This window comes from Microbulbifer mixtoriginis (SeqCode) (assembly GCF_052466695.1).
In genome coordinates, this window is record NZ_CP174285.1 from 1,146,340 (window position 1) to 1,165,255 (window position 18,916).

Annotated in this window: 14 protein-coding genes; 1 reads left to right on the forward strand and 13 read right to left on the reverse strand. The window is 50.7% G+C overall.

What is annotated here, in order from left to right:
* Window positions 1-145: 145 nt before the first annotated feature.
* The 3 genes from ACJJI0_RS04975 to ACJJI0_RS04985 all read right to left on the reverse strand — a co-directional run bounded on the left by ACJJI0_RS04975 (window position 146) and on the right by ACJJI0_RS04985 (window position 5,766).
* The gene (locus ACJJI0_RS04975; RefSeq protein WP_444884941.1) at window positions 146-1,072 is read right to left on the reverse strand and encodes a metallophosphoesterase; all 927 of its coding nucleotides are present in this window, start codon (window positions 1,070-1,072) and stop codon (window positions 146-148) included.
* Between the two features lie 252 nt (window positions 1,073-1,324).
* The gene (locus ACJJI0_RS04980; protein ID WP_444884942.1) at window positions 1,325-4,495 is read right to left on the reverse strand and encodes an efflux RND transporter permease subunit; all 3,171 of its coding nucleotides are present in this window, start codon (window positions 4,493-4,495) and stop codon (window positions 1,325-1,327) included.
* A gap of 11 nt (window positions 4,496-4,506) precedes the next feature.
* On the reverse strand, window positions 4,507-5,766 hold the full coding sequence (locus tag ACJJI0_RS04985) for an efflux RND transporter periplasmic adaptor subunit (protein WP_444884943.1): 1,260 nt from the start codon (window positions 5,764-5,766) through the stop codon (window positions 4,507-4,509).
* Window positions 5,767-5,957: 191 nt separating this feature from the next.
* On the opposite strand from ACJJI0_RS04985, the gene ACJJI0_RS04990 reads away from it, so the two are divergent.
* Window positions 5,958-6,617: a TetR family transcriptional regulator gene (locus tag ACJJI0_RS04990; protein WP_444884944.1), complete on the forward strand. Its 660-nt coding sequence runs from the start codon at window positions 5,958-5,960 to the stop codon at window positions 6,615-6,617.
* 76 nt (window positions 6,618-6,693) lie between these two features.
* Here ACJJI0_RS04990 and ACJJI0_RS04995 read toward each other — a convergent pair whose 3' ends face one another.
* The 10 genes from ACJJI0_RS04995 to ACJJI0_RS05040 all read right to left on the reverse strand — a co-directional run bounded on the left by ACJJI0_RS04995 (window position 6,694) and on the right by ACJJI0_RS05040 (window position 18,861).
* Window positions 6,694-7,668 (reverse strand): isoaspartyl peptidase/L-asparaginase family protein, encoded by a 975-nt coding sequence (locus ACJJI0_RS04995; RefSeq protein ID WP_444884945.1) that lies wholly within the window; start codon window positions 7,666-7,668, stop codon window positions 6,694-6,696.
* Between the two features lie 68 nt (window positions 7,669-7,736).
* The gene (locus ACJJI0_RS05000) at window positions 7,737-10,505 is read right to left on the reverse strand and encodes a TonB-dependent receptor (RefSeq protein ID WP_444884946.1); all 2,769 of its coding nucleotides are present in this window, start codon (window positions 10,503-10,505) and stop codon (window positions 7,737-7,739) included.
* A gap of 163 nt (window positions 10,506-10,668) precedes the next feature.
* On the reverse strand, window positions 10,669-11,364 hold the full coding sequence (locus tag ACJJI0_RS05005) for a gluconate 2-dehydrogenase subunit 3 family protein (RefSeq protein WP_444884947.1): 696 nt from the start codon (window positions 11,362-11,364) through the stop codon (window positions 10,669-10,671).
* 1 nt (window position 11,365) lies between these two features.
* A complete protein-coding gene (locus ACJJI0_RS05010) occupies window positions 11,366-13,162 on the reverse strand; it encodes a GMC oxidoreductase (RefSeq protein ID WP_444884948.1) in 1,797 nt (598 codons plus the stop codon).
* A gap of 247 nt (window positions 13,163-13,409) precedes the next feature.
* Window positions 13,410-14,342: a sugar phosphate isomerase/epimerase family protein gene (locus ACJJI0_RS05015; protein WP_444884949.1), complete on the reverse strand. Its 933-nt coding sequence runs from the start codon at window positions 14,340-14,342 to the stop codon at window positions 13,410-13,412.
* Window positions 14,339-14,557, reverse strand: coding sequence for a twin-arginine translocase TatA/TatE family subunit (gene tatA, locus ACJJI0_RS05020; protein WP_152453619.1), 219 nt, complete (start codon window positions 14,555-14,557; stop codon window positions 14,339-14,341). The genes ACJJI0_RS05015 and tatA overlap by 4 nt, the downstream gene beginning before the upstream one ends.
* A gap of 4 nt (window positions 14,558-14,561) precedes the next feature.
* Window positions 14,562-15,275, reverse strand: a complete 714-nt coding sequence (locus ACJJI0_RS05025; protein ID WP_444884950.1) for a 3-keto-disaccharide hydrolase — start codon at window positions 15,273-15,275, stop codon at window positions 14,562-14,564.
* A gap of 78 nt (window positions 15,276-15,353) precedes the next feature.
* Window positions 15,354-16,364, reverse strand: a complete 1,011-nt coding sequence (locus tag ACJJI0_RS05030) for a LacI family DNA-binding transcriptional regulator (RefSeq protein WP_444884951.1) — start codon at window positions 16,362-16,364, stop codon at window positions 15,354-15,356.
* Window positions 16,365-16,420: 56 nt separating this feature from the next.
* A complete protein-coding gene (locus ACJJI0_RS05035; RefSeq protein ID WP_444884952.1) occupies window positions 16,421-17,743 on the reverse strand; it encodes an MFS transporter in 1,323 nt (440 codons plus the stop codon).
* Between the two features lie 56 nt (window positions 17,744-17,799).
* The gene (locus ACJJI0_RS05040) at window positions 17,800-18,861 is read right to left on the reverse strand and encodes a sugar phosphate isomerase/epimerase family protein (protein WP_444884953.1); all 1,062 of its coding nucleotides are present in this window, start codon (window positions 18,859-18,861) and stop codon (window positions 17,800-17,802) included.
* Window positions 18,862-18,916: the final 55 nt, after the last annotated feature.

The window sequence follows — 18,916 nt, forward strand, 5'->3', positions numbered from 1 at the left end:
GCTCTATTCTCAAGCCTGGCTTTTACAGCGTAATTTCTGCGAAGTGGCCTTGCTGTGCGCCAATGCCAGCAATTCTTTGCATGGACCTTACTGGCAGGCTAGCTATCCATAAGAAACCTGTAACGGAAGCTCAAGCGGGCGGTATCTACTTCACAAATACAAACTTGACTTCACTCAAGACCTGTTCACCATCAAAACGATAAGCAACCAGTTTGCCGTTACCTGCTACGGAATAATCGAGACATGCCACATTCTCGGTTAGAGGCGCGGGTACACCTTTCAGCCAATAGTGGCCGATAAAACAAGGCTTTTCCGTTTTGAGATAGTGGGGAATATCGAAAGGCACTGGCAAGCTAGCGGCGGAACCGATATCAACACCACACGGTAACGCTATCTCACCCAGTGCTTTTGCAGAAGCGTTCCACCATTGAACGCGGACGGCAGAGCGGTTGTTGCCATCCTTATCCAGAAAACTCACTCCTTGAGGCAGTTCAATTTCACACCCTTTGAGCAAAGTTTCCACCGCTTTGAAGTCATCACTGCCCGGGGAGCTAGCTTGCAGCAAAAGCTCAGACGTTAACCTGCCGCTATCGGTTCTCGATGCTAAAAAATTGACTTTCTCTTCGTCCCAGCAAGCGTGTACCGCACGCAGAGGGCCAAGATCAAGCCACAGAGGCAATGATCTGAAGAAATCCAATACCTGAGATTTTTCTGGATCGTTATCCGGGTACTCATTCAAAAAAGCCTGGTGCTGTTTAGTATTTTTATCGGTATGTGGGCGCAGGGGCTTGCCATTGACTTCGGTGTGATAAGCCAGGGCGTTAAACTCGTGATTGCCCATAATTGCTTTGGCATGATCATTATTTACCATGCTCATAACTACCTTTAGGAGTTTGCGATGCTCCACCAGGTGCTCACCGCGGTCGATAAAATCTCCAAGAAATATGACCTTTCGCTCAGGGTGAGCATAACCACTGCTTGTTTCCCGATAACCCAGCACATCGAGCAACTCAATCAATGCGCTGGCGTGGCCATGGATATCGCCAATAATGTCGTACTTGCAGTGTTCCATCCTGCCCCTGCCTCTAAAATACAAGAAAGCTTCAGTATCAAAATCCCGCTTTTTTGAATCAAGGATTACTCTGTTCATTTTATGAAATGAACGCATTTCTCGGAAGCTGGGCATGGGGCGAAGAAAATAGCCGAAGCTACTGCCAGCCTGGGAAATACTGAGTTCACTTACATTTAAGGTGTGCCCTATCAAAGAGCGAATACAAAAAAGCCAGGCCGGAAAGTGCGGCCTGGCTTTTCTCAGGCTTGAGACTTACAAAGCTTCCGCAGCTTCTGTCTTTTTATTGGCAAGAACTTGATCCTGCCCAGTATCAGTACTGCTAGCTTTACGCCCAAACAGTCTCTGCACCACTACAAAGAACAGCGGTATAAAGAAGATTCCAAGCAGAGTGCCCACAACCATTCCGCCCAGTACCCCGGTTCCAATTGCCCGTTGTGCGCCGGAACCTGCACCGGTGGCTATCGCCAGAGGAAGAACTCCCAAACCGAAAGCCAAGGAGGTCATAAGGATTGGGCGCAGCCGATCACGGACTGCGCGCATAGTAGCCTGCACCAGCTCCATACCATCCTCTAAGTTTTGCTTGGCAAACTCCACAATCAGAATAGCGTTCTTACTGGTCAAGCCGACAGTGGTCAGCATAGCCACCTGGAAATAGATATCCCTCTCCATGCCGCGCAAACTGTTGGCAAGCACGGCACCGAGAATACCGAGCGGTGCCATCAACAATACGGCGGTCGGTACTGTCCAGCTCTCATAAAGAGCCGCGAGGCACAAGAATACAATCAGTAATGACAGGGTATAGAGCAGTGGTGTTTGTGCACCAGCGGCGCGCTCCTGATAAGAAAGGCCGCTCCATTCAATGCCAACCCCCGCCGGCAATTGCGCTACCAAGCCCTCCACTTCTGCCATGGCCTCGCCAGAACTGACCCCCGCTGCAGCTTGACCATTGATCTGCATGGAGGGCACACCGTTATAGCGTTCCAAGCGGGGAGATCCATACTCCCAGGAAAAACTGGCGAAGGAAGATAGAGGCACCATATCGCCTTTATTATTGCGCACAGACCAAAGTTGGAAGTCTTCCGGCACCATGCGATATGGCGCATCCGCCTGCATATAAACCCGCTTAACCCGACCGCGATCGATAAAATCATCGATATAGGAGCCACCCCAAGCGGTACTCAGCGCGCTGTTAATATCGGAAATAGACAAGCCGAGGGCCGCAGCTTTGGCGTTGTCGATTTTCACTCGAAACTGCGGCGTGTCCTCCTGGCCATTGGGGCGTACGTTAGAGAGTAATTTACTCTGCCCGGCCATTCCCAAGAATTGGTTGCGGGCAGCGGTCAACGCTTCGTGCCCCAGGTTGCCGTTATCTTTTAAGTAAAAGTTAAAGCCACCAGAAGAACCCAACTCTGGCAGAGGCGGCGGTGCAAAGGCAAAAGCCATGGCATCTTTAATTTGCATCAGCGCGCCCATAGCACGCATGGCGACTGCTCCAGTACTTTGCGACTCTTCTTCCCGCTCAGACCAATCTTCCATATTCACAAAGGCGATACCGGTATTCTGGCCGCTACCGGCAAAGCTAAAGCCCTGCACCGAAAATACTGACTTCACGGTGCCCTGCTCGTTATCCAGGAATTGGTCTTCTACTTTGCGGATAGATTCCATGGTGCGTTCCTGGGTCGCGCCCACGGGTGCCTGCACCATAGAGAAGAGCACGCCCTGGTCTTCATCGGGCAGGAAGGAGCTGGGTAAACGCAGGAATAAGAAGGCCATCACAGCGGAAAGGACCACAAACAACAGCATAAAGCGGCCGCTACGTTTTAGGATGCCCTGCACTCCGCCCTGGTAGCGCTGACTGCCGCGCTCAAAATTGCGATTGAACCAACCGAAGAAGCCTTTCTCACCGTGACTTTCCCCTTTTGAAAGTGGTTTCAGCAAGGTGGCACATAGTGCGGGGGTCAGGATAATTGCCACTAATACGGACAAGGCCATGGCAGCAACAATGGTTGCTGAGAACTGCCGGTAAATTACGCCAGTGGCGCCATCCATAAATGCCATTGGCACAAACACTGCCGACAGCACGACACCGATTCCGATCAATGCCGGGGTAATCTGGTGCATGGATTTTTTAGTGGCTTCCTTCGGCGATAAGCCCTCTTCGCGCATCACCCGTTCTACGTTTTCCACCACCACAATAGCGTCATCCACTAGCAGGCCGATGGCCAATACCATAGCGAACATGGTGAGCATATTGACCGAGAAGCCCAGTGCTGCGAGTACGGCAAAGGTACCCAACAGCACCACCGGTACTGCGATTGTAGGGATCAGGGTTGCACGGAAATTCTGCAGGAACAGATACATCACCAGGAAGACCAGCACAATTGCTTCAATCAATGTGCTGATCACGCCTTTAATGGAGACCTCGACAAAGGGCGTGGTATCAAATGGTACGACAGAGGTAAGCCCCCGAGGGAAGAAAGGTTCCAGCTCCTTGAGCTTCGCTTTCACGCCTTCGGCGGTTTCCAGTGCGTTGGCACCGGTGGCCAGGTTAATGGCGATACCGGTAGCCGGCTGGCGATTGTAGCGGGAGATAAATTCATAATTCTCTGCCCCCAACTCAACGCGGGCGACATCGCCAAGCCGCAGTATGGAGCCATCATCATTGGCTCGTACCACGATTTCCCGGAACTGTTGCGGGGTTTGCAGGCGCTCCTGGGAGGTAATAGAGGCATTGAGTTGTTGCCCTGGCACCGCCGGTGCGCCACCAAGGCTGCCCACTGTGACCTGGGCATTTTGGGCCCGGACCGCCGCGGCTACATCATTCGGCGTTAAATCGTAGGTCGTCAGTTTGTTGGGATCGAGCCAGATACGCATTGCATATTTGGAGCCGAACACCTGCACATTACCGACACCTGGCACCCGGCTAACCGGGTCCACAATCGCTGAGTTGATGTAATCGGCAATGTCGTTACGGTTCATACTGCCGTCTTCGGAGACAAAACCTGCAACCATCAGGAAGCCGCCACGGGACTTACTGACATTGACCCCTTGTAACTGCACCTCTTGGGGCAACAGCGGCATTGCCAGCTGAACCTTGTTTTGGACTTGCACCTGTGCGGTATCCGGGTCGGTACCATTCTCAAACGTAAGGGAGACAGACACACCACCGTTAGATTGACTGACAGCAGACATATAGAGAAGGCCATCGAGCCCTTTCATATTCCGCTCCAGAATCTGCGTCACCGAATCTTCCACCACTTTGGCGGAGGCGCCAGGGTAACTGGCCTCAATATTAATAGAGGGCGGTGCGATATTCGGATAGCGCTCCACCGCCAACTTGCTGATAGACAATGCACCTGCCAGCATGGTGATAATTGCCAGAACCCAGGCAAAGATGGGCCGGTTGATAAAAAAGCTTGCCATAACCCCTACCCTCAGGAACCCTGCTCAGTAGCAGCGTTGCCGTCACCAGCTGCTGCTGGTGCCTGTTTATCCTCACGTTCACTAGGCTGCACCGGCGCGCCGGGGCGAATTTTCTGTAATCCAGCCACTACGACACGGTCACCGGGCTCCAGCCCCTCTTCTACCAACCAGCGGTTACCGACTGTGCGACTGACCCGCACGGAACGTTGGGCAACAATATTCTCTTCATTGACCACCATTGCCGAAGTGTTACCTTTCGGGTCCCTTGCAATACCTTGTTGAGGCACCAGAATGGCTTTTTCCCGTACACCGCTACCGACTATCGCGCGCACGTACATGCCTGGCAGCAGCATATTGTCTGGATTGGGGACAACGACTCGCAGCAACACACTGCCAGTAGAGGGATCGACACTGGCTTCGGCAAACTCGAGCTTGCCTTGATGTTCAAACTCACTGCCATCTTCCAGCAAAATCTTAACTGGCAGGTTTGTGGCATCTGCCAATGTACCCGCCTGGAGGGCCCGACGCAGGCTGACCAGCTCTGCTGCGGACTGGGTAACATCCACATAGATGGGGTCCAGCTGTTGCACAGTGGCCAAAGTTGCGGCCTGATTGGCCGCTACCAAAGCACCCTGAGTAACACTGGATTTACCAATACGGCCAGTAATCGGCGAGGTAATCTGGGCGTAGTCCAGCTGGATCTCGGCTCGGTGTAACTCCGCCCTGGCAGCTGCAACAGAGGCGCGGGCTTCCTGCAAGTCTGCCTCCGCGACATCATTCTCCTGCTTGCTAACAGCGCCACTCTTAACAAGGCCTGCGGTACGCTCAGCCTTGAGGCGGGCGATATTCATTGCCGCATTGGCACCCTGTAATTTAGCGCGCGCACTATCCACATCCGCTTGGTAAATGGCGTCATCCAGCTGATAAAGTGGCTGATTTGCATCGACACGCCCACCTTCACGGAACAATTGCTGTTTTATGATGCCATTTACCTGTGGACGAACTTCCGCCACCTTGAAAGGTGAAGTGCGACCAGGTAGCTCTCTGGTAAGAGTAACCGGCTCGGATTCCAGCGTAACCACAGTCACCTGTGGCGCGGGCATCGGTGGCGCAGCGGTTCTTTCATCACAAGCGGCAAGCAATGCACTAGTGATCAAAAGACTGATAAACGCTTTTTTATTGAGCATGGTTACCTCGATCAGGGCTGACGGCCTGGATACTGCGGTCAGTTCGGGAGAAAAAGAGATGGTGACAGGAAGGTCTAACTCCAATGGCCACGCATTTTATGTGTAGTGATGAAATCCGATCAACTATTCATCAGCGCATGAATATCGACTAACATGCACTTTTACCCAGTGTTTTCAAGGGTTTGCACTAAAGTCTCATTTGTTTTCATGCGGCGAACAGCCGTGAATATGCGGTCAAATGAGGCGATTACGATAATGAAGAAGCTGCATTGCCCATGGCTAAATATAGAGAAGAGCAAATACTTAACACCCGAGAGCGTATCTTAGACGCCGCGATTCGTGTTTTTCATGAATCTGGCGTCACCCACGCCTCCCTAACGGCAGTCGCAGAGCTTGCCGGAGTCACTCGTGATTCCCTGCATAGCCATTTCCGCGACAGAGTTGGGCTACTCAACGCTCTAACCGAGCGCATGCGCCTGCCCGGTGAAGACCTCTGCGCGGCGGCCGGTGATGAGTTGAAGAGAGACCCTCTAGGCACCCTGCGTACCCGCTGGATATGGCTATTCGATGAGATTGCCTGCAATGATGAATGGCAGCGCTTGCTGGAGATTATCTTCCTACCATGCGACCCAATCAGTGAAGTATGCGAGTCCACTCACCGTATTAAGCAAGGCCGCACAGAGCGGCTGGAGCGAATGGGAGAATTGTTGGAGATTGCACTATCAGTCGGTCAATTACCTGCTGACTTGGATTTGAAACTGGCCCAACAAATGCTTCACGGAGGCCTTTTTGGTGTTCTGGAAGACTGGCTTCTTTCTCCTCGCTTTGTAGACCTTGGCGACTTAGGCGAACATTATTTTGATGCTCTCCTAGATATGATTCGCTTCTCCCCAGAACTGCGTCTAAACAGGCAGCAAGCACGAACCTTGCACTGAGCAGTGTATTGAGCAAATTCGAATTTTCTTCCTATTGGGGCAAGTCAACTAACTGCTGCTTGCCCCTAGAAGACAATCAGCCGAGTTTACTTTTCGAATCTACTAATTGTGCACCGCTCGCATCTCTTACTGCATAATTAAAGCCTGGGTGAATACAGTGAGCACCGTAATTACCGGCTTTATCTAAAGCCAGGAAACCCACCTGGAACTTCTTATAGTCCCCTAGCTTGCGCGCAATACGCTCCACCGCCTCACGACAGGCTTCCTCCGGTGTGTAGCCATGACGCATCAGCTCCACTACTTGATGGCAACCGACAGTCTTGATCATTAGCTCGCCCATACCCGTGGCAGTAGCCGCACCCACTTCATTGTCGACATAGAGTCCGGCGCCGATAATCGGTGAGTCTCCTACCCGCCCGTGCATCTTGAAAGCCGCGCCACTGGTGGTGCAGGCACCTGAGAGGTTGCCGTCCTGGTCCACGGCTAAGATGCCGATAGTATCGTGGTTTTCTATATTGATTACCGGCTGGTAACGGGACTCGCGCTTCCACTCACGCCAGGCGGCTTCAGCTTTTGGAGTTAACAGGTTCTCAATGTCAAACCCCTGTTCAACGGCAAAACGCTGTGCGCCCTCGCCGACCAACATTACATGTGGAGTTTCCTCCATCACCTTTCGCGCAACCGAGATGGGATGCTTGATACCCTGTAAAAAAGCCACTGAACCACAATTTTGTTTGTCATCCATAATGCAGGCATCAAGGGTCACTACACCATCGCGATCGGGAAAACCGCCATAGCCAACACTGGTTACCTGCGGGTCAGCTTCCGGCACCCGAGCACCTGCCTCTACGGCATCCAAAGCCCTGCCACCTTCGCTGAGAACCTGCCAAGCTGCCTCATTGGCTGGGCCCCCATGGTTCCAGGTTGATATGACTACGGGCTTTTTTCCCTTCTTCGTATAACGCCTTGCCATAGCTGCCACTGAAGAGGTTGCCAGGGCGCCAGCAGTACCCAGGAAGGAGTATTTCAGGAATTTTCTTTTGCTGATCACAATGATTTGTCTCAAGTGGAAAGCGCACAGAGACATTACTGTATCTGTGCGCCGAAGTTATGGCGGGATCAGAAGCTGTAAGTCAGCCCCATATAGGCGCGGCGACCTGAGTAGGAGGAACCCAAGACTCTGTTTTCTTCCCCCCAATATCTATCCACCTTCTCTTCGGTGAGATTAATAATGGAGGCAGTGAGAGCTAGGTTTTCCATCAAACTATAAGAAGCATTTACATCAAGCTGATCATACTCATCAGTAAACGTATTCACGCCGTTGCTATAGCCATCCGCATAGGCGCTGCGATAGTTGTAAGAGGCTCTCACACTGAAAAGGTCATTCTCGTAGTACACCGAAAGGTTGTATTGATCTTTAGAGGTACCCGCAATTTCTGTTTTGATTGTTTCACCGCTTTCGAGGTCAAGATTGGCCAGTTCTGTGTCCGTATAGGTATAGTTGGCAAAAACTCCAAAACCGTTATCAAAGGCATATTGCACAAACAGCTCGGCACCCTGAGCGGTGGCATCGGTGCCATTAACAGGCATCGACATATTTACATTCCAAATGTCACCATCTATTTCCCTGGTTACCAGGGAACTGCCGTTAATGACGAATGATGCAATATCCTTCCTGAACAGGGTTACTCCCATTGCGGAAGCATCGTCGAAGTACCATTCCAGACCCAAATCAAACTGATCCGCTTTGTAGGGTTCCAATTCGGAGTTCCCCGCAAATCCATCTCTTACGGTCGCTCCTGGCAGTGGGGCGTGTATTGATTCAGAGCCACCGAGGTCATCATAATTAACTCGGGCAACAACCCTTGCGAGGGCTGCACGCATTACTAAATCATCGTTAATATCCCAAGCGATATTGGCGCTTGGCAGAAAATCGGTGTTACTGCTATCGCGAATATTGGGCTCATCTTGCAAAACCCCGTCAATATTGTCATAGGTTCGGGCATATTGCTTGGTCTGCACCGCGCGAACACCAAAATTACCGCGCAAAGTGGCAGAAGCAAAATTTTGCTGTACATAGGCCGCAGTCACTTCCTCACCGATGCGATAGTCCTGGTCCCGTTCTACGGTTACTGTAGGATCACCATAAGTCTCATAGAGAAACTCTTTTAGCTTCTCAAACTCCAGGTGGGCAAAGTTGGGCACTTTTACACCACCAATAATATTATCGAGTGGGCCACTGGAAAGGATATCAATCGTATCCGGAACGCCATTAGGGTCGGTGTGGAAAGAATCGTCCGGCCACCAGGGATAACAAAGACCATCTTTACCGTCTTCATTCGGCCAGTTAATAGTCGGACACGGCGGGTTATCATCATCCCAAGCTTGTTTAGTAATGCGTCGGTTAATTTCGTGGTCGCGGTATTTAAGTCCTACATCAAGGGAAGTCAGCCAGCCGTAATCCATATCGATAGATACATCTAGCTGGTAGTAGTTTTCATCATCTTCACTACTGGTCCAGTGCGAAGAAAACCAATCGTATAAGGGGTAAGTATTGGGGTCTCCCAGATCGGCACTGGTATCAATCTCTGCAGTACCACTGCTTAGGTCCCAGCTCCAGTCAGTCACAGTGCCATAGCGAGAGTTTACTGAGGCAAACAATTTCTCCGAAGGTCCGCCTTCCGCACTGGTGCTGCCCACAACCAATCGCACGCTATATCCATCTCCTTGGTAAATAGCATTAAAATCCAAGGTATCTGACACATATTCAGCTCGCGTGTAGTCACCAGCGACTTGAGGAGACTGCAATTCGGCCTGGCCTCTGTCCAACATGCCAATACCGAGTAAGGTATCGCCATCCTCATCAAATTTAAGGCTGCCGGGTGCAACTGCATCACCATAGTTCCACTCTGGAAATACAATACGGTAATTCTCTGAGTTGCCACCCTGCTCAAAGCGAAAATAATTGACACCTAGCTCAAGTTGTTCAACCGGACGCCACTGAGCACTGAGCTGAATTCCCTCGCGGGTACGCTCCTCTTCAAAAACGCTACCCACTACGGCTCTGGGGGCATAGAAATCCCGGTACTCATTACCATCGATATCTACCATAGCCCCCCTGGCCTCTACACCATCATGGGGCTTTTCATCACCTTGCCATCCCCAGTTTTCTGTGGTGGTGCTAATCACCCGGTTCTGACGGTCTTGCTTGGAATAACCAACTAATACACCAAAGGTTTCCTGATCATTTTTCCATGAGTAAAAACCCGTGTATTGTGGCTCATACTTCTCAGTGACATCCGCGTAGGTTGTTTCAACCGATAGCATGCCCTCTCCCGCGTCCAGGTCCAGAGGTTTGCGGGTATGCAAAATGACAGTACCACCGATTCCGCCTTCATCCAGCTTTGCCTCAGGGCTCTTATAAACATCTGTACGGGCAATCATTGTTGCGGGCAACAAGGAATAATCTAGCGAGCGTGACGGCTCATCGCCCGGAGTAGCAATATAGTTACCGTTCAGCTGGGTAAAGGTAAGCTCCGGAGCAGTACCGCGGATACTCACTTCCGCACCTTCACCACCACTACGTACGATAGAGACTCCTGGCACCCTCTGTAAGGCATCGGCTACGTTTTTATCTGGGAACTTGCCAATATCTTCAGCGGTAATTGAGTCCACCACCGCATTGGAAAAACGCTTTACATCGAGGTTTTTCTCCATGCTCTGTCGAATGCCCAATACCTCTACTTCTTCAAGAGCCAAGTTTTCTTTTTGGGCTTCCTCTGTATTTTGCGCCTGTGCCATGCCGACGACACTGCATAACACTAGTGCACTGGCGGATGTGCGAAGTAACTCCGCCCTGCGGTTTTCTTTTTGGGTTTTCTCTTTCATAGCTAAGCATCACTTTTATTATAATTTTTGAGCCTTCCGTGCACCCTCTAAACTCGGCATACCCTCATACCAAGTTTTCGGAATAAGCCCGGTTTCAGATCTATCCATCCCTGGCTTACTTTTATAGGCAACCCCTTTCCCAGGGGGTTGCCTTACACGGTTATCAGCTTTCTAAGCCGAGTCGTTTTAATACTTCAGGCGGTGCGCCAGGGAAGCTGGCCATAGGCCTATTACCTACGTAGCCAATATCCGCCATGCCTTCCTCGGTGGTGTAGAATGCGGTAGATACAAGAACTCTTACCTTGGCAAAGAAACGTGCACCGGCTTGGAATTCTGGCTTCGCGTTACGAGTCCATTTGATGTCCTCGCAGATTGCATTTTTTTTAGATTCATTCAGCTCAACAAATGGGCCTTGGTACCTGCGCCTGGACTCTCCATCTAGCCAGACCACCCCTCCGCGAATAGTGACAAGGTCCGCCTTATTGTTGGAATAAGGTGCGCTGACATATTCATTGATGTAATGGTGTGCACCTACTGAAGAAGCGCTCGGTGAAATTTCATCTGCAGGTATAATCACATCGCAAAGTGCTGCGAGTACCGCCAACTCACGCGCATCTAATTGCATTTCCCATGGTACGACGGGGTTAAGCAGATCAGGATCTGTTGGTGTACCCCTGGCTAAAGTTTGTTTAGGTGCGTCAAGATTCTTAACCGCTGGTTTTGTAGCTGCTTTATCTTCCTTCAACTCAACTTTTGGTGCTGCTTTCTCAGAACAACCGATTACTGGGACCGCAGCCGCAGTAGTAGCAATCAAACGCAGGGCATTACGGCGGCTCAGGTTTGTTTTATCCTTGCTCATATCAAATGTTCCTCTTTTTAAACTGTTCCACGATGTAGTCACAGGTACGCCAAGCCAGCGCCATAATGGTCAGGGTTGGGTTTTTATCGGCATTGGAAACAAAGGGAGCGCCGTCGGTTAAAAAGAGGTTCGGAACCTCCCAAGACTGGCAGTAAGGGTTGAGCACAGAGTCTTTCGGGTTGGAGCCCATTCGCGCGGTGCCAACTTCATGAATAATCGCACCACCGTTGATAATGGCCTTGGCACCATCGGTCTGTACCGTTGTGGTCACATTGCCGCCCATACCCTCGATAATTTCGGCGAAGGTTTTGTGCATGTGGGCAGCCTGATTTAGCTCCTGGTCGCTCCACTTCCAGTGGAATTTCAGAACCGGGATACCCCACTGGTCAACTTGGTCCTTGTCAATTTCACAGTAACTATCATCATTAGGGATCATTTCCCCACGACCATCGAACCAAACAAAGGAGCCGTAATAGCGCCGGCAGGCCTTTTTCAAATCTTTACCATAGGCACCTTCGGTAAAGTCACCCATACCACCGAAGGCCCCGGCTCCAGGCATACTGCGGCCACCACCGAATTCAATGTGATAACCGCGCGCAAAATTCAGGTCTCCGCGCAACTGCTCTTTATATAGCCACCAGGGCATATACATATGCATTGCCGACGCGCCGTCTTCGTTATGGGCGGGCATATTTTCCAGGGCTGGAATTTGGCCACCGACTCCGGCACCCACAGTATCCATCAGGTATTTACCTACAACACCACTGCCGTTGGCGAGACCGTCTGGGAATAAGGTACTTTTTGAATTGAGAAGAATACGCGATGTCTCGGCGGCACTGGCCGCGACGACAACGGCGCGGGCACTGGCAAACTTTTCCTGACGGGTATCTTTATCAATGTAAACAACCCCGTTGGCTTTGCCTTTCTTATCAACGGTAACTTCGCGCACCATCGCGTCAGTGATGATGTCTAGATTGCCTGTAGCCAACGCAGGAGGCAGTAGTACTGTGGTGGACTGGAAATTTGCCTTGATGGAACAACCGCGACCACAGGGTGTGGCCCAAAAACAGGCTGCGCGGGATTTCATCGATTCGCGAGTTACATCCTGGGCAAGCTTGTTATCGGGGAACAGTTTCTGCGGAATATTTTCATGGTCGAGGCGCTCACTGAGAATCGCCAAGTGTGAGGGGATCACGGGGATACCCAGCTTATCACAAGCTTTTTTCGCTAACAGTTCATAAGCACGGGGGTTAGGGGGCGGCAATAATACGCCGTCGGAAGAGTCCGGGGTATTTTCCAATCCCTCATTGGTGCCGTAGACACCAATAAGCATCTCGGTTTTATCGTAGTAGGGTGCCAGGTCTTGGTAGCTGATGGGCCAGTCAAAGCCGAGCCCATCCCTTGAGTAGGGCTTAAAGTCGTATTCACCCATACGCAGGGAAATACGCCCCCAATGGTTCGTGCGGCCACCCAGCATACGCGCTCGCCACCAGTCAAAACGTCGACCTTTCTCTTGAGATCCCTGGGTATAGGGCTCGCCGGGTACCTGCCAGCCACCATCCACTGTCGCATCGTAAAAACCGAACGGTTTTTCTGGCGTACTACCACCGCGCAGGGGTGCGTCTTTGGGCAAGTTAAACATAGGGGTTTCTTTGACCGGGTCGTAGGATCGTCCCGCTTCAAGCAGCAGTACCTTTAAACCGGCTGTGGCCAGCACATAGGCAGCCATGCCGCCCCCAGCACCAGAGCCGACTATTAAGGCGTCGTACTCTTTATTCTCGATATCTTCACTCGCCATAACATCTCTCCTACATGATCATTTATTTTTCTTCTGACCGGATAAATTCTATCAGCTGGAAATATTTTCCTGTAACCGGTTACATTTTTGGAAAATTTTTTTGCTTTTTTCGGTGCTTATAAAGTCTAGATTTAAAATTTTTAGCGTTGGAGTCTGATTTCTTAAAGAAAACAGACATTAAAGTACATATTTTTACGTCTGGAGAAATTAAAAATATGTAACCGGTTACATGCGAAACTAAATTTTATCAATTTTTTTCATTTAGTTGCGCGGACAGCTCCACCTTCCTGCCAAGCTGCTCAAGCAGCTGCTTAGTTGCCAGGATTCCATGGTCCTCATCTCCCGGCCCTTCAAACTCAATGCCGATATAGCCTCGATAACCCGCATCGCGAATTATCCGTAACATCCGAGCAAAATCCGTATTGATTTCAATTCCCGCTGAATCGAACTCAAAGCTTTTGGCACTAACACCCTGGGCGAACGGCATCAGTTGCTGAACCCCCAAATAGCGATCGTAATCTCCGAAGTTTCCAAAATCCGGCAAGCTGCCACAGTTGGACATATCTACACGCTGAAGGACCTGTGACAACCACTCCCCGTTCGATGAATAGCCACCATGGTTCTCAACAATCACATTAATATTAAAATCCTGGGCGAATTCCGAAAGCGCGCGCAGCCCCTCAACAGCAGCCTTACCGACTTCTTCGCGACTCCCCTGCCCTGCGGCATTGACACGCACAGAGTGACAATTGAGGTACTTAGCCGCTTCGACCCATTTGTAATGGTTCTCTATGGCCTGCTTTCTCTTGCCTTTATCGGGGTCGCCTAGGTCGCCTTCGCCATCAACCATAATCAACAGACTGCGAACATTATGGTCTTCTGCTCTAGCCTTCATTGCAGCGAGAAACTTCAAGTCCTTTGCCTGATCCTTAAAGAACTGATTGACATACTCAACCGCTTCAATGCCAAAAACTTTGCGTGTTTTTACTGGAAAGTCCAGAACCTTAAGAGCTCCACTTCGCAGTTGCCGATGCAGGGACCACTGGGCTAAAGAGATTTTGAAAAAGCGTTCACTTGCAGTGCTGTGGCTAAGACGACTAAACCCAATAAGGGGAGCAGCAAGCCCCAAAGCTGCCAGCCTTGCACTATTTGCCAAAAACCGCCTTCTATTGATAGTCATTGCCGCCCTCCTATTTGGGAAACCTCAGCAGCAGATTTTGAGGGAGATTCAGCAGAGAAGCCTTCTTCTCCGTTATCCTTTAAAGAGCGGCGAAAGCCACTGATTGCTCCCCCCAGGTCTTCTCCCATACGACGAATCTTGCCGCTGCCAAACAGTAAAACTGCAAGCACCAGTACTATCAGGATTTGCCAGAGACTGATTCCTGAAATACCCATGAGCTTATAGCTCCCGAATTTTTATATTGCGATACCAGACCTTGTCACCATGATCCTGCAAAGCGATATAGCCGCTTTCAGAGCGTGCGAAATCTGGATAATTCGAAAACTTGCTGCCCGCCAAACGCTTGCCCCAATCCTCTGACCAAAGCTCGTAGCTAACAATCTTGTTGCCGTTCAACCAATGTTCGACCTTTCCGTTCTCTACGCGTATACGAGTTTGGTTAAACTGCCCCGCAGGTTTGACACTCTCTTCACTGGGCGCATACATATCAAACACTGAGCCGGCGCTGTGGCTTGGCTTTTCCAGATTGGGAAACGCAGCATTGTCCAACACCTGGTATTCCATGCCACTCATCCAAACTGGCGCATCTCCATCAGCGACACGATAAATAATGCCACTGTTGCCACCCTCAGAAATTTTCCACTCCAGCTGCAATTCAAAATCCTCGAATTGTTCAGCTGTTACCAGGTCCCCAGCACCTCCAGCAGTTAAGACCAGATTGCCATTAACAACCTGCCAGGCCTCTCCAATTTGCGAGCCATTTGTGCCAGTCCAGCCCTGTAACGTTTCTCCATCAAACAGGTAACGCCACTCTCCGTCCACTTGTTGGGCATTCGACACGGGCACCCGCTCGCAACCTACAGCACCCAGCATCACTGCTGTTGCAATCGCTACGGATAGTTTGGATCTGGCTTTAGTAAGGTTTTTCATCATTATTATCTCCACACCTAACGCTGTTATCTAATCAATGCCGCTCTTTTTAGGGCAACAGTCCATGGGAATCTGCGGCTCTCACTTGTCCGAACAGGGGCCTGTACTCTCCCGTTCCACCAGCTCAAATGGCAAAATAGTCCGGCTGGATTTCAATGGCTTGCCATCGATGATCAATCGCAGCGTTTCCATTGCGTAACGGCCTAACTCCTCCGCGGGCTGATTGATCGTAGTCAAAGGCGGATCTGTGAATTGTGAGAATTCAATGTTATCGAACCCTGTAACAGACACATCTTCCGGCACCCTGAGGCCCATTCTCTTCACTTGGTGCACAGCACCAATTGCCATCTCATCGTTCATACAAAAAATGGCAGTCGGCCGATGAGGGGTCGATAGCAAAGTCTCTGCGCCTTTCTGCCCAGAGGTCATGGTGAATTCCCCATGAACGACCATTTCAGGATCAAGTTCTAACCCACGTTTTTTTAGCGCCTCGGAAAATCCGGACAGCCTGTCTCGCACTATAGGGCTCTGCGAGGGCCCGGTAATAACCCCGATGCGACGGTGTCCCATCTTCATCAAGTGCCGCGCAACTTCCTGGGCCGCACCATGGTTATCCAACTCCACCACCGGATAACGATCATCTTCTACTATGCGCTCACAGGCATTCACCAAAGGAACAGATGCAGCCAGGTTTGCGTCCTTCTCTGCAAACGGATAGCGACTACCAAGCTGGATAACACCATCCGCTTGATTGGTTAGCGCCATACCTGCATAAAATTGCTCATTGCTGGAATCCCCTTTTGTGTCCCCCAGCAGCACCGAATAGCCTTGATCCTGTGCAGCTTTCTCAATCCCGCGAATGACCCGAGAAAAAAATGGATTAGCTATATTGGGAACCAAAACCATCACTGCGTATGACTTGCCCGAACTGAAGTTCCGCGCAAGGAGGTTCGGCCGGTAGCCCGCCTCCTCTACAGCCTTTAGCACCCGTTCTCTGGTTCGCGGAGAGACCATCTGCGGATCTTTCAATGCTCGGGATACGGTCGCGACCGATACGCCAGAGCGGCGTGCAACTTCGCGAATGTTTGACATAATTTCCTGCTAATTACCTGTTAGAAGCGGGTTATTTTCGCACAGATGGATACCATCTACGGATTCCCCACTGAAACGGCTGCTTCTGATTTGCTGGCTGCTTGCCTTCGATCCCAAAGCCAAATAAAGGCAAAAATGGGGAGCAGGATAAGTGGAACTACTGCCAATGACTGGAATGACTCAACAGAAGCAGTGGCTAATACCGCATCCAACTCATCCCCACTCAGCTTTTCAAAGGCTTCCAAGCCCCCCGCTGCCTCAATCTTGGCATTGTCAAAAATAGCGCCAAGCTTTGGCAGAACAAATTGGATAGACATACCACCGGCAAAACCCAGCAATCCCAGAAACAATGCCCCACCGCGCACAAAACGCTCGGAGACTGTGGCCAGCATAGTGGGCCACATATAACAAACACCAATGCCCCAGACAGTCGCTGCCAAAAATGCAGTTACTGGCGTCCTAGCCATACCCAGGCAATAGAGCCCAATTGCGGCAAGGAGACTGCTTAACCATAGAAGTCCGATAGAAGACAGTTTCTTTGCCAGACGTCCGGCAAAGTGGCGCATCACAAACATCAACATGCTGACATAAACAAGAATAAGAATACCCTTCATGCCAACTACTCGGGATAGGGTCAGGTCTACCCACTGCCCAGGGGCCAACTCGGTTGCGGCGGTCATCCACATACACACCCACAGCAGGATAAACATCGGCTGCTTGAATACCTCTTTAAACATTTCGCCATAACTGATACCGGAAGAAACCCGTTCAGTAACTGGGAAATCTGTTTTAGCCACAAGCCAAGCCATAACAACAGCTGGCAGTGCCAACACGACAAGGTTCAACTGCCAGGGAAGCTCGAGGGCAGAGATTGACAATCCCAGTAATCCTCCAACCACAATGCCTGCAGGCCACCAGGCATGTAGTACGTTTAAACGTTGCGTTTTATTTTCTGGGTCGACTGCAGCAACCATAGGATTACTGGCTGCCTCCACGGCACCCCAGCCCAAGCCTGTCAGTAACAGGCCGGCTAGTACCAGATTCTCTACCCCCTCCCCAGGAGCCACAAAAGAGGCAGCAATAATAAGCAAACTGCCCAATACATAGCCTATAGATGAGAGCATCAGCATTCGCTTGATACCGACCAAGTCCACAAGTGCGCTTCCAAATAACAAGGTGAGAGCAAAACCTGTGAAAGTGAAACCCAGGGCTTCACCAAGCATGGCGGTAGAGTTGGCAAGATCAATATGATCGTAAATGTCGCTTTGGAGATCACCGGCGATTGAAGCCCTCACAGCAAATCCGAGGCCAATCATAAAAATCGAGAGGTTCCCCACAAGAAAGACATTCTTATGCAGGGATTTTGTCTGTGTACTCATCTATCCAGTCTCCGCATGATTTATTGTTATTGGTTATTCACTTGGTTTGGAAAAATTTAATCCAATCCTAAAATCCGACGATTTCGCGCGCGATCTGTTTCTGCACCAGCAAAATCATCAAAAGCCTTGCCTGCCACGGTAATCAGGTGATCCCGAATAAATGGTGCACCCTCACTGGCCCCCTGTTGTTGATCCTTAATGCAACACTCCCATTCGAGTACCGCCCAGCGGTCGTAACCGTATTGGGTCAAGCGGCTGAAAATCCCACGGAAGTCCACTTGACCATCGCCCAGGGAACGGAAGCGGCCAGGTCTATCAATCCAAGGGGCATAACCGCCATAAACTCCGGCCCTACCACTCGGATGGAATTCAGCATCTTTCACGTGAAACGCCTTGATTCGCTCGTGATAGATATCGATAAAAGCCAGGTAGTCCATCTGCTGTAAAAGCAGGTGGCTGGGGTCATAGAGGATATTCGCTCTTGGGTGGTCCTCCACTTCGTAGAGGAAACGTTCAAAGGTCAGCCCATCATGCAGATCTTCACCAGGGTGAAGCTCATAACAAACATCAACTCCAGCACTGTCAAACGCATCCAATATAGGGCGCCACAGCCGGCCCAGTTCGCGAAAGCCCTCTTCCACCAACATTGCGGGGCGCTGGGGCCAGGGATAAAAAGTATGCCAAAGTAGTGCGCCAGAAAATGTAGCGTGCGACTTAAGCTTTAGATTGGCACTGGCACGAGCAGCCAACATCAGTTGATTGCTCGCCCACTCAGCGCGGGCTGGCAAGTTGCCCCGCACTTCCTCTGGGGAAAAAATATCCAGCATCTCTTTATATGCTGGATGCGCTGCAACCAGCTGACCCTGCAAATGCGTGGACAGTTCTGAGATTTCTACTCCCGCCTTCTCACAGATTCCCAAAACATCATCACAGTAAGCCTGGCTACTGCTGGCTAATTCCAGATCAAAGATGCGCTTGTCCCAAGTGGGAACCTGAATGCCTTTATAACCCAGATCCGATGCCCAGCAGGCCATAGACTCCAGTGAAGCCGGTTGGTCGCTCGGAGGGAGGAACTGGGCGAGAAATATCCCGGGCCCCTGAATTCTGGGTGCCTTCATTTATTCTTATCCTTTTTACTGCTGTACTTATTTACCTCTGCAACCAATTAATCCT

What these genes read in the sequence shown, in the direction of transcription:
- ACJJI0_RS04975 (WP_444884941.1), bottom strand. Translation starts at nt 1,072, where the DNA reads ATGGAACACTGCAAGTACGACATTATTGGCGATATCCATGGCCACGCC.
- ACJJI0_RS04980 (WP_444884942.1), bottom strand. Translation starts at nt 4,495, where the DNA reads ATGGCAAGCTTTTTTATCAACCGGCCCATCTTTGCCTGGGTTCTGGCA.
- ACJJI0_RS04990 (WP_444884944.1), top strand. Translation starts at nt 5,958, where the DNA reads ATGGCTAAATATAGAGAAGAGCAAATACTTAACACCCGAGAGCGTATC.
- ACJJI0_RS05000 (WP_444884946.1), bottom strand. Translation starts at nt 10,505, where the DNA reads ATGAAAGAGAAAACCCAAAAAGAAAACCGCAGGGCGGAGTTACTTCGC.
- ACJJI0_RS05005 (WP_444884947.1), bottom strand. Translation starts at nt 11,364, where the DNA reads ATGAGCAAGGATAAAACAAACCTGAGCCGCCGTAATGCCCTGCGTTTG.
- ACJJI0_RS05010 (WP_444884948.1), bottom strand. Translation starts at nt 13,162, where the DNA reads ATGGCGAGTGAAGATATCGAGAATAAAGAGTACGACGCCTTAATAGTC.
- ACJJI0_RS05015 (WP_444884949.1), bottom strand. Translation starts at nt 14,342, where the DNA reads ATGACTATCAATAGAAGGCGGTTTTTGGCAAATAGTGCAAGGCTGGCA.
- tatA (WP_152453619.1), bottom strand. Translation starts at nt 14,557, where the DNA reads ATGGGTATTTCAGGAATCAGTCTCTGGCAAATCCTGATAGTACTGGTG.
- ACJJI0_RS05025 (WP_444884950.1), bottom strand. Translation starts at nt 15,275, where the DNA reads ATGATGAAAAACCTTACTAAAGCCAGATCCAAACTATCCGTAGCGATT.
- ACJJI0_RS05030 (WP_444884951.1), bottom strand. Translation starts at nt 16,364, where the DNA reads ATGTCAAACATTCGCGAAGTTGCACGCCGCTCTGGCGTATCGGTCGCG.
- ACJJI0_RS05035 (WP_444884952.1), bottom strand. Translation starts at nt 17,743, where the DNA reads ATGAGTACACAGACAAAATCCCTGCATAAGAATGTCTTTCTTGTGGGG.
- ACJJI0_RS05040 (WP_444884953.1), bottom strand. Translation starts at nt 18,861, where the DNA reads ATGAAGGCACCCAGAATTCAGGGGCCCGGGATATTTCTCGCCCAGTTC.